The sequence below is a fragment of the Gordonia otitidis NBRC 100426 genome (genome assembly GCF_000248075.1).
Taxonomy (GTDB): Bacteria; Actinomycetota; Actinomycetes; order Mycobacteriales; family Mycobacteriaceae; genus Gordonia; species Gordonia otitidis.
Window position 1 is genome coordinate 17,791 of the sequence record NZ_BAFB01000211.1, and the last position, 9,554, is coordinate 27,344.

The window sequence follows — 9,554 nt, forward strand, 5'->3', positions numbered from 1 at the left end:
CATCGGCAAACCGAAAAGGATTACACGTCAATGGTTGTGAAAGAACCGAGCACGTCCGCTGGTTCGAATGGAGTCCTGCGCGCCTCGCGGCGTGCGGCGGCTGCACCACCGGCCTTTCTCGACGGACTCGGCCGGCAAGTGTCCTTCTACGGCCAGACGGTTGCCACGGTCCCGCGCACGCTGCGCCGATATCGCGAGGAGATCGTGCGGCTGATTGCCGAAGTGAGTATGGGAAGTGGTGCCCTCGCCGTCATCGGCGGGACGCTGATGGTGGTCGCCATGCTCGCTGCAGCCGTCGGATACGAAGTGGGACAACAGGGTACGACCTCACTTGGAAGAATCGGTCTCGGTGCGTTCGCCGGCTTCATCTCCGCCTTCTTCAACACCCGTGAAGTGATACCGGGTATCGCGGGCGTGGCCCTGACCGCGACGGTCGGCGCTGGTTTCACCGCACAGCTCGGCGCCATGCGTGTGAGTGAGGAGATCGACGCGCTGGAGACGATGTCGATCCCCTCGTTGCCCTACCTCGTCGCCACCCGACTGATCGCAGGCGTCATCGCGGTGATTCCGCTCTACGCGGTTGCGCTGTTCATCGGTTATGCGGCAACAGAGTTGGTCACCATCGTGCTCTATGGGCAGGCCAGCGGTACCTATCATCACTACTTCAACGTCTTCCTCGTCCCCAAAGACGTGTTGTGGTCGGCATTCAAAGTGTTGTTGATGGCGATCGTGGTGATGTGTGTGCACTGCTACCACGGCTACAACGCTCACGGTGGCCCAGCAGGCGTGGGAGTCGCAGTCGGTCGAGCAGTCCGAACATCACTGGTGGCGGTCATGCTGATCGATCTCTTCGTGGGGCTTGCGGTCTACGGCGGACCTTCGGGTGCGGTTCGGGTGGCCGGCTGATGGGGCACCTGCGAGAGCTCAGTCGAAGAGCCAACATCGTGCTCGGCCTGATGCTCGTCATCGTCCTCGTCAGCGCCGCAGCCATCTCGGTCGCGCTCTACCGGGGAACGTTCAGCGACACCCAGCGAGTCACGATGTACGCCGATCGTGCAGGCCTGTTGCTGGAACGCAATTCGAGCGTCGAACTCAACGGCGTCGTCGTCGGGCGGGTCCAGGATGTCGAGTTCACCGACAACCGGGCGAAGCTGACCCTCGGTATCGACAGCACTGCGGCGCAGGCCATCCCCTCGAATGTGACCGCCGACGTCGACCCGATGACACTGCTCGGACGCAAGTATGTGCGTCTGACGCAGCCCGCGAATCCACGGTCGGATGCGCTGAGGTCGGGAGATGTTTTGTGGGCGCCCGGGGTTGGCCACGAGGTGGACGACCTGCTCAGCAAACTCGTGGACGTTCTCGACGAGGTGGACCCGCAACGGGTCACCACAACGGTCGGCGGGTTGTCGCAAGCTCTTGCCGACAACGGGCAGCAGGTGGGGACGTTGGTCGACCAGCTCAACGACTATCTGGCGGAGTTCAACCCGAATCTCGGCGCTCTCCAGAGGGATATGGTCTCGGGCGCTGCTGTCGCGAATCGGCTCGACGAGGCGGCGCCTGATCTGTTGGCCACGATCGACAGGCTCTCTGTCACCTCGACGACGTTGACCCGCGAACAACGTGCTTTCTCCGCATTCGTGCTGTCCTTCTCGAATCTCGGAGCCACAGGCCGAGACTTCTTCTCGGTCGCGGGCATGCCGTTCGAACGTGCGGTGAAGAGTCTGCGGACCACTGTGTCGACCCTCGGCGAGTTCGCGCCGATCTATCCGTGCTTCCTGTCGAGTCTCGCGTTGACCAACCAGTACCTCGAGCGTGCGAACGGTGGAAGCGATCGGCCGGGACTCAACGTGGTCGGCACGTTGCTGATGGGAAATCCGCCGTACTCGAGTTCGCGCAACCTTCCCAAGGTCGGCTTGGAAGGAGTAGCGCCGAGCTGCAGGCAGACCTCGAAACCGCCAGCGCACATCGACTTCGATGACGGCAGCGACGCGTACGGCCCGATCAACGGGCCTGCCGACCTGATCGGAAACCCATTGGCGGACCTACTGTTCGGGGGACACTGATGAAAACGACGAGTACTGCCGTCAAGGCGGTGTTGTTCGTGGTGGTCACCTCGCTGGCGGCCGTGTTCGTTGCGGTCCTCGCAGGCAATCTCAGGTTCGGGCCCACACGCGAATATCACGCGATCTTCAGTACGGCTGCAGGGTTGACGACAGGTTCGGAGGTTCGGATCGCAGGTGTGCCCGTCGGAACCGTCACGGGCGTCGAGTTGGCAGGCAAGGACGCCGCGCGCGTCGATTTCACGCTCGATACCGCGCATTCGCTCAGCGACACGACGCATGCCGTGATCCGTTACAAGAATCTGATCGGCGACCGCTATCTGCAGCTGACGGAGCCAGAAGCGATCGGACAACCGGAATCCGAGGGCTCGACAATTCCTCAGTCACGAACGACGCCCGCACTCGACGTCGACCAGGTCGTCAACGGGTTCAAGCCACTGCTGCAGGGGCTCGATCCGGCGGAGACCAATCGCGTCGCGACTTCCCTCGTGGCAGTCCTCAACGGGCAGGAGAGTGCGATTTCCGAACTCACGGCTGCACTCGGTGTCGTCACGAACTCGCTCGCCGATCACGACGCCGCGATCGGAAAGGTCATCGAGAACTTCAACATCGTTCTCGCGGGGATCAATTCACGACACGATGCGACGGATCAACTCGTGACCGGTCTGGCGCAACTGGTGGCGTCGCTCTCGGCCGACAGTCCACGGATCTCGGGTGCGCTGACCAAGATCGATGCTCTCACAGCATCTCTGGCCGATGTGGTCACCTCGGTGCGGCCCGACCTCGCCGAGAGTGTCAGCGGTCTGAACAAGCTATCGGGAAACCTCAACGCGAGCACCGATACGTTACAGCTGATCCTCACCAAGCTGCCAGAGGCGTATCGGATCATCGGTCGCGTGTCCGGGTATGGCAGCTACGTCAACTTCTTCGTGTGTGGTTTGGCCATCAAATACGGTCCAGCGCAAGGAGATCAAACACCCATGTTCACCGCTCCCGCGGGGAGGTGCCAACCGTGATCGATTGGCGGAAGTCAATGGTCGAGCGTGATCCGGTGAAAATCGGGATCATCGGGACGATCATCCTCATCATCGTCCTCGCGCTCGCGTTCAATCTGCGTTCGTTCTCCTTCGTCACTGGTGAGCGCGACTACCATGCACAGTTCGCGGACGCGAGTGGTCTACAGTCCGGAGATCCGGTACAGCTCAGCGGTATCGAGGTCGGCACCGTGAAGGCGATCGAGATCGACGGTGCGCACGTCGCGGTGGATTTCGGTGTGAAGGAGGATGCACGCAAGCGTCTCGGCGACCACACGCGCGCAGCGATCAAGGTGAAGACGTTGCTCGGCCAGCGGTACATCGACCTCCACCCGGACGGAGCCGGCGCGTTGTCTCCTGGCGATACGATCACCCTGGACCGGACGAGTTCGGGTTACGACATCACCCGCGACCTCGAAGAGGTCACGCACAAGGTCGACAAGACCGACAAGACTCAGCTCACCGAGGCTCTCGACGAGTTGAGTACGGTCCAGGAGGCGTTGCCGTCGAATATCCGGCAGACCATCGACGGAGTGAGCAGACTCTCTGCGACGATCGGCTCCCGAGACCAGGCGGTGTCACAGCTACTCGCGAATTCGGCTGGCGTGTCGCAGATCCTGGCGAATCGCAATGAGCAGCTCACGGCGATGTTCGGTCAGGGACAGACGCTGTTCGCCACGCTGAATCGACGCTCGGCTGCTATCCACTCGATACTCGTGCAGACCACCGACCTCTCCCGCGCCCTCAACTCGCTCAGCGGGGATGTGAAGGAGATCCTGGCCCCGACACTGGACAAGCTCGGCACGGTCGTCGATCTGTTGAACAAGAACTACGACAACATCAATCAGTCGATCTCCGGGATGAAGACGTTCACCTATCAACTGGGCGATGCGGTCGGAAGCGGACCGTTCTTCACCGTGCTGCTCCAGAACATCCTGCCGGCCAACACAGGTGTGACAGGCAACGGAACAGCAGGCGACCGAACAGGAGGTCCTCGATGAGCGCGCGACGGCGTCGCGGTGGAGTCAGTGCGGCGAGCCGTATTCCCGGCTACGCGCTGGTGATCATCGTTGTGGTGATGCTGATCGTCGCGAGTGTGCTGTGGCTGGTCAGTGGTCGAAAGAGCCAGTACACAGTGCTGTTCACCAACTCCACCGGTCTCTACGTGGGCGATCGTGTGATGGTCCTCGGAGTACCGGTCGGTGAGGTCGACGAGATCACGCCGCGCGCGGACGCGGTGGAGGTCAAGGTCAGTATGGACGAAGGACGCAGGATCCCCGCGGACGCCAAAGCCGCGATCGTGGCGCCGACGCTGGTGACCGGTCGCTACGTCCAGTTCGCTCCGGCGTACACCGGTGGTCCGGCCCTCGCGCCGGGCGGCACGGTCCCCGTCGATCGGACGGGTACCCCCGTCGAATTCGATCAGACGAAGAAGCAGCTCGTCGATCTCGTCAAGGAGGTCGGTCCGACGTCGAAAGATCAGCAGGGAGCGCTGAACCGATTCATCGACGCCACCGCGACGACCACAGACGGTAACGGTCGTGCCCTGCACGACGCACTGATCCACTTGTCCAAGGCGACGGGCACGCTCAATCGCGGTGGTGACGATCTGTTCACGACCGTTCGCAACCTCCAGGCGTTCACCACCTCGTTGTCGACTGCTGATCGCGAAATACGTGGATTCTCTGCCCAACTCGCGGACTTCTCCGGAGTCCTCGACGACAACAGGGTAGAGGTCGACGCCGTGCTGCAGACGTTGCAGGACACGTTTGTCGACGTCAAGCAGCTCATCGACACGAACAAGGCTGCGCTGGCAGCAGATGTGAAGAAGGCGAACACGATCACCACGCTTCTCGTCGATCGCATCGACACCTTGGCGAACACCCTGCAGGTACTGCCGACCGCGGCGTCGGACTTCTACAACATCTACGATCCGATCGGAAACTCGCTCTCGGGTGCACTCGGAATCCCGAACATCCCGGATCCGAAGTCACTGATCTGTGCACTGCTGACCACCGTGAACGCGCCGGAGGGACAGTGCGCGACGACCGTCAAACAGATTGGTGCGAATGCCGCGGCGGCGACGGCGGCGACGGGCAGTCGTGCCGGTGCGCCAGACGCCAACGGCTTGTCGGGGTTGCTGAACCCACGGGGCCGGGGAGGTCACAACTGATGAGATACCGACATGTGGCCACACTCCTCGGCGTTGCGCTGATGTCGATAGCTTCGACGGCGTGCAGCTTCGATGGGGTGAACTCGATACCCCTGCCGGGCAATACCGCGGGGTCGGACACGTATCGAGTTGTCGTCGACCTCGCCGACGCGCAGAACCTGGTCGGCAATTCGCCGGTGAAGGCCGGCAACGTGACGGTCGGAAACATCCGCAAGGTCGAGACGAACGGATGGCATGCACGGGCTCTGCTCGATATCGACAGCGACAAGCAGATCCCGGCGAACGTCCATGCCGCGCTGGCACAGACCAGTCTCTTCGGGTCGCAGTACATCGAGCTCGCGGTACCGGAAGGTGAAGGCCCGCAGGGAAAGCTGGATGACGGTTCACACATCGCGGTGGCCGACACGAGCCAGTATCCACCGGTCGAGAAGGTGCTGAGCTCGCTGTCGCTGGTCCTCAACGGCTCCGGACTGCAACAGCTTCGCACGATCACCGACCAGACCGATCAGATCCTCAACGGGCATGAACAGAACGCGCGTCAGCTTCTCGGACGTCTCAACACCTTCGTCTCCGATATCAACAAACAGCGCGGCGATATCGAGAATGCCATCGAATCGATGGCGTCACTGAGCACGAAGCTGTCCGCACAGGTGAAGACCATCACGCACGGAATCGACACGATAGGACCGGCGATCGGAGTGCTCAACGCGCAGGAGAAGAACCTGATGACGATGCTCGACTCGATCGGGTCGTTCGGCGACTCTGCCACCGGCGTGCTCAACCGTAGCCGGGATGGTCTGGTCGACGAGGTCCGCAACCTCGCACCCACTCTGAACTCGCTTGCAGCATCCGGGAAGTCACTACCCGAGGCGTTGAAAGTCGCTTTGACACTGCCATTTCCGGTGACGACGATCGAACGAACAGCGAAGGGCGATTACGTCAATCTGTTTCTGACCCTCGACATCAGCCCCCAGAAGCTGGCGAATGTGGTGCTCCCGAGTGTCACACGGAAGCCGCGCGACGAGCCCCAGCTGTCCCGGCAAGCGGTTGATCCGCTTCGAGCTCCGACAGCGCGTGGGGAGGGAACCCGATGAGAAGCAGGCTGGTCCGAGCGCAGCTGGTGATCTTCGGGATCGTATCGATCCTCGTGGTCGGGTACTCGGCGTACGCCTATGCCGGGCTCCAGCGCTACACGGGAATCGGAACCTACAGCGTCGAAGCACAATTGAGCGCATCTGGCGGCCTGTATCCGGCGGCTTTGGTCACCTACCGAGGGGTCGACGTCGGAGTGGTCACCGCGCTCGACCCATCGCCGACCGGGGCGACGGCGCGGCTGCAGATCGACTCCGCCCACAAGATTCCCGCCGATGTGCACGCTTACGTGCGAAGTGTGTCGGTCGCCGGCGAGCAATTCATCGATCTCGTGCCGAACTCGACAGCGGGAGGTTCACTGACCGACGGTGCACGAATCAGCGGAGACAGCACCAGCACCCCCGTCCCCGCCGGCGACGTGATCGAACAGGTGACCGGGCTTCTCGAGACGGTACCGAAGGATTCGTTACGCGGCGTGCTCGACGAGACATCGCAGGCACTCGACGACACCGGCGAGAACCTCAATGCCGCGCTGGCGGCGTCGTCGTCGTTGGTGCGGCAGGCCACGGGCAGCCTCGACGAGACGGTGCAGCTGGTGCAGACTGCAAACCCGCTGCTCGTTGCCGTCGATCGGAGCGGTCCCGACATCTCACGGATCGCGACCAACCTACGCGGCTTCACCGAGCAACTCGCGATGAGCGACGAAGCTCTCGGAAACGTGCTGCGAACGGGCGCACCGTTCTTCGACTCCACGTCAGGACTGCTACAGGAACTTCGCCCCACGCTTCCGGTACTGCTCGCCAATCTGCAGACAGTGGGTGAGGTTCTTCGGGTCAACGTGCCGGGCATCAGGCACGTGCTCGTCGTGTACCCGGCGATCAGCAACGCGATCAACGCCGACCTCGGCCCGTTCCAGCAGACCGACGACCGGTCCTCCGGACAGGGCGAGTTGGACGTCAAATTCGGTAACACCGAGAACCCCGCCCCGTGCGGCGAGGGATACGGGATGGAGCGGAGGAATCCGGGATCGGTCGGTTACGCGCCGATGCCGGAAGACCAGTACTGCCAGGCCGCGCACGACGATTTCCGAGTGGCACGAGGTGCGCGCAACGCACCCTGTGCCACCGACCACTCGGTGCGCTCGGGTGACGTGGCGCGGTGCCCGGGGGGTCTGCCGTCCCGGTGGCCGCAGATGCTGGCGCGGCCGGGTGTCGGCTACCAGGTTCCCGGTAGTGCGCCGAATCCGCCGAAAGCAGACGCGGACACCGTGACTGCGGTCCCGTACGACCCGTCAACCGGACGGTTCCACGTACCAGGCCAGCCGACATCGTTCACGTTGGGCAACGTGATCGCAGGCAAGAACTCCAACCAGAAGGTGGTGAGCACATGGGAACAACTGTTTCCCCACTGACAGAACCCGAGACGTGCGAGTCCGTGGCCCCTGAGATCGACGACCCCGGGGCGCCGGCTGAGCCCGAATCCGGTGAACAGACATCGGGGGAGTCGGTCCCGACTGAGCCGGGATCAGACGATGCGGAACGCGATGCCGCGCCGTCACCCCGCGCAGACAGCGCGACGTCGGAGAAGGATTCGGGGCCTACACGTGGACGTCAGCTGTTGGCGCTCGTCGTCGGCTGCGCACTCATCGTCGCCGGAACCGCCTATGGCGCAGTGATGTATGAATCGCACCGCGACGCCGTGGCCGCACGTGATCGCGACGCACAGTTGCTGACGACGACTCGTGAGGTGGCCGCCGATCTGGTGACGCTGCGGCACGGCAGTGCCGATGCCGACGTCGACCGTGTGCGCTCCCACGCCACCGGTGACTTCAAGAGCCAGATCAGCGATACAACAGGGAGCTTTTCGACAATCCTCAAGCAGGGGCAGGTCGATTCCGAGGGCAAGGCTCGGCAGGTCGCGGTCGTGAGTGCTGACGACGATCACGCAACCACGATCGCCGCGGTGACGTCGACGGTGAAGAACTCCGAAACCCCCGAAGGACAACAGCGGGTCTATCGGATGAAGCTCGACCTCGAGCAGCATGACGGTCAGTGGCTCGTCTCGAATGTGGAGTTCGTATCATGAGATTTCTCAGAATGATTGGACAGCTCGCACAGCGGATATGGCTGCGCGGGGCCCGCGGCGTTGGGCAATGGAGCGTGAGACGCGCGCGACTCGTGAGTGGCGCCGTGGCGCTGCTTGTCGTCGCGGTCGCGGGAGCATGCGGATACCTCATGTACCTGAATCATCAGGACGGCGTCGACAGTCAGATGCGCACAGAGGCACTCGCCGCGGGAACCCGCGATGTCCCTGCGCTTCTGTCGTATCAGGCGAAGAACATCGACAAGGATTTCGAGGACAAGTACTCGAAGGTCACCGGAAGCTTCCGCGCCCAGTTCGAGGAGTTGTCGAAGAATACGATCATTCCTGCAGCCAAGGAGCAGGATCTGACCACGAAAGCTCAGGTGGCCACCGCCGGAGTCACAGCGAGGGACGGGGATTCGGTGACACTGTTGCTGTTCGTGAACCAATCCACCACCACCAAGGACGAGCCGGGTGCGCGCCTCGACGGGAGCCGCGTCCAAGTGGTGATGACCAAGGTCGACGACGGCTGGAAGGTCGCAGGACTGACACCGGTGTGATGGGTCGCGGTGTGTGTCGCACGACAAGACGGAGACGGGAGTAGTTCATGGGTGTCGAGGTGAGTGTTGCCGATCTGACGAAGTCTTTTGGTTCTCAGAATATTTGGCGTGATGTGACGTTGACTTTGCCGTCGGGTGAGGTGTCTGCGCTGCTGGGTCCGTCGGGTACCGGTAAGTCGGTGTTTTTGAAGACGTTGATCGGTTTGCTGCATCCCGAGCAGGGGTCGGTGATCATCGATGGCACCGATATCACGCAGTGTTCGGCCAAAGAGCTCTATGAGATCCGCAAACTGTTCGGTGTGTTGTTCCAGGACGGCGCGCTGTTCGGGTCGATGTCGTTGTATGACAACATCGCATTCCCGCTTCGTGAGCACACGAAGAAGAAGGAAGACGAAGTCCGCAAGATCGTGATGGAAAAGATCGATCTGGTGGGTTTGGCCGGTGCGGAGGACAAGCTGCCCGGTGAGATCTCCGGTGGTATGCGCAAGCGTGCCGGCCTGGCGCGGGCGTTGGTACTCGATCCGCAGATCATTTTGTGTGATGAGCCGGA

The 9,554-nt window shown here is 62.3% G+C and carries 10 protein-coding genes; all 10 read left to right on the forward strand.

Annotated features, from left to right (window positions below):
• The first annotated feature begins 30 nt into the window (after nucleotides 1-30).
• Entirely contained in the window at nucleotides 31-906 is an 876-nt protein-coding gene (locus tag GOOTI_RS20615) for an MlaE family ABC transporter permease (RefSeq protein WP_007240546.1), read from the forward strand.
• Complete coding sequence (locus tag GOOTI_RS20620; RefSeq protein WP_007240547.1) at nucleotides 906-2,066, forward strand: MCE family protein; 1,161 nt, start codon at nucleotides 906-908, stop codon at nucleotides 2,064-2,066. Before GOOTI_RS20615 ends, GOOTI_RS20620 begins: the two co-directional genes overlap by 1 nt.
• Nucleotides 2,066-3,079, forward strand: coding sequence for an MCE family protein (locus GOOTI_RS20625; RefSeq protein ID WP_007240548.1), 1,014 nt, complete (start codon nucleotides 2,066-2,068; stop codon nucleotides 3,077-3,079). Before GOOTI_RS20620 ends, GOOTI_RS20625 begins: the two co-directional genes overlap by 1 nt.
• Nucleotides 3,076-4,098, forward strand: a complete 1,023-nt coding sequence (locus GOOTI_RS20630; RefSeq protein WP_007240549.1) for an MCE family protein — start codon at nucleotides 3,076-3,078, stop codon at nucleotides 4,096-4,098. Before GOOTI_RS20625 ends, GOOTI_RS20630 begins: the two co-directional genes overlap by 4 nt.
• A complete protein-coding gene (locus GOOTI_RS20635) occupies nucleotides 4,095-5,270 on the forward strand; it encodes an MCE family protein (protein ID WP_007240550.1) in 1,176 nt (391 codons plus the stop codon). Before GOOTI_RS20630 ends, GOOTI_RS20635 begins: the two co-directional genes overlap by 4 nt.
• The gene (locus GOOTI_RS20640) at nucleotides 5,270-6,364 is read left to right on the forward strand and encodes an MCE family protein (protein WP_039994479.1); all 1,095 of its coding nucleotides are present in this window, start codon (nucleotides 5,270-5,272) and stop codon (nucleotides 6,362-6,364) included. The genes GOOTI_RS20635 and GOOTI_RS20640 overlap by 1 nt, the downstream gene beginning before the upstream one ends.
• Nucleotides 6,361-7,773 carry an MCE family protein gene (locus tag GOOTI_RS20645; RefSeq protein ID WP_007240552.1) on the forward strand — a complete coding sequence of 471 codons (1,413 nt, stop codon included), beginning with the start codon at nucleotides 6,361-6,363 and terminating at the stop codon, nucleotides 7,771-7,773. The genes GOOTI_RS20640 and GOOTI_RS20645 overlap by 4 nt, the downstream gene beginning before the upstream one ends.
• The gene (locus GOOTI_RS20650) at nucleotides 7,749-8,447 is read left to right on the forward strand and encodes an Rv1363c family protein (protein WP_007240553.1); all 699 of its coding nucleotides are present in this window, start codon (nucleotides 7,749-7,751) and stop codon (nucleotides 8,445-8,447) included. Before GOOTI_RS20645 ends, GOOTI_RS20650 begins: the two co-directional genes overlap by 25 nt.
• A 92-nt stretch (nucleotides 8,448-8,539) precedes the next feature.
• Nucleotides 8,540-9,004: an Rv1363c family protein gene (locus GOOTI_RS20655; protein WP_138985337.1), complete on the forward strand. Its 465-nt coding sequence runs from the start codon at nucleotides 8,540-8,542 to the stop codon at nucleotides 9,002-9,004.
• Between the two features lie 47 nt (nucleotides 9,005-9,051).
• Nucleotides 9,052-9,554: ABC transporter ATP-binding protein (locus tag GOOTI_RS20660; protein ID WP_007240555.1), on the forward strand; the 503-nt coding region annotated here is incomplete at its 3' end.

Excerpts from the sequence above, each read along its gene's own strand:
- GOOTI_RS20615 (WP_007240546.1), top strand. The coding sequence starts at position 31 with ATGGTTGTGAAAGAACCGAGCACGTCCGCTGGTTCGAATGGAGTCCTG.
- GOOTI_RS20620 (WP_007240547.1), top strand. The coding sequence starts at position 906 with ATGGGGCACCTGCGAGAGCTCAGTCGAAGAGCCAACATCGTGCTCGGC.
- GOOTI_RS20625 (WP_007240548.1), top strand. The coding sequence starts at position 2,066 with ATGAAAACGACGAGTACTGCCGTCAAGGCGGTGTTGTTCGTGGTGGTC.
- GOOTI_RS20635 (WP_007240550.1), top strand. The coding sequence starts at position 4,095 with ATGAGCGCGCGACGGCGTCGCGGTGGAGTCAGTGCGGCGAGCCGTATT.
- GOOTI_RS20640 (WP_039994479.1), top strand. The coding sequence starts at position 5,270 with ATGAGATACCGACATGTGGCCACACTCCTCGGCGTTGCGCTGATGTCG.
- GOOTI_RS20645 (WP_007240552.1), top strand. The coding sequence starts at position 6,361 with ATGAGAAGCAGGCTGGTCCGAGCGCAGCTGGTGATCTTCGGGATCGTA.
- GOOTI_RS20650 (WP_007240553.1), top strand. The coding sequence starts at position 7,749 with ATGGGAACAACTGTTTCCCCACTGACAGAACCCGAGACGTGCGAGTCC.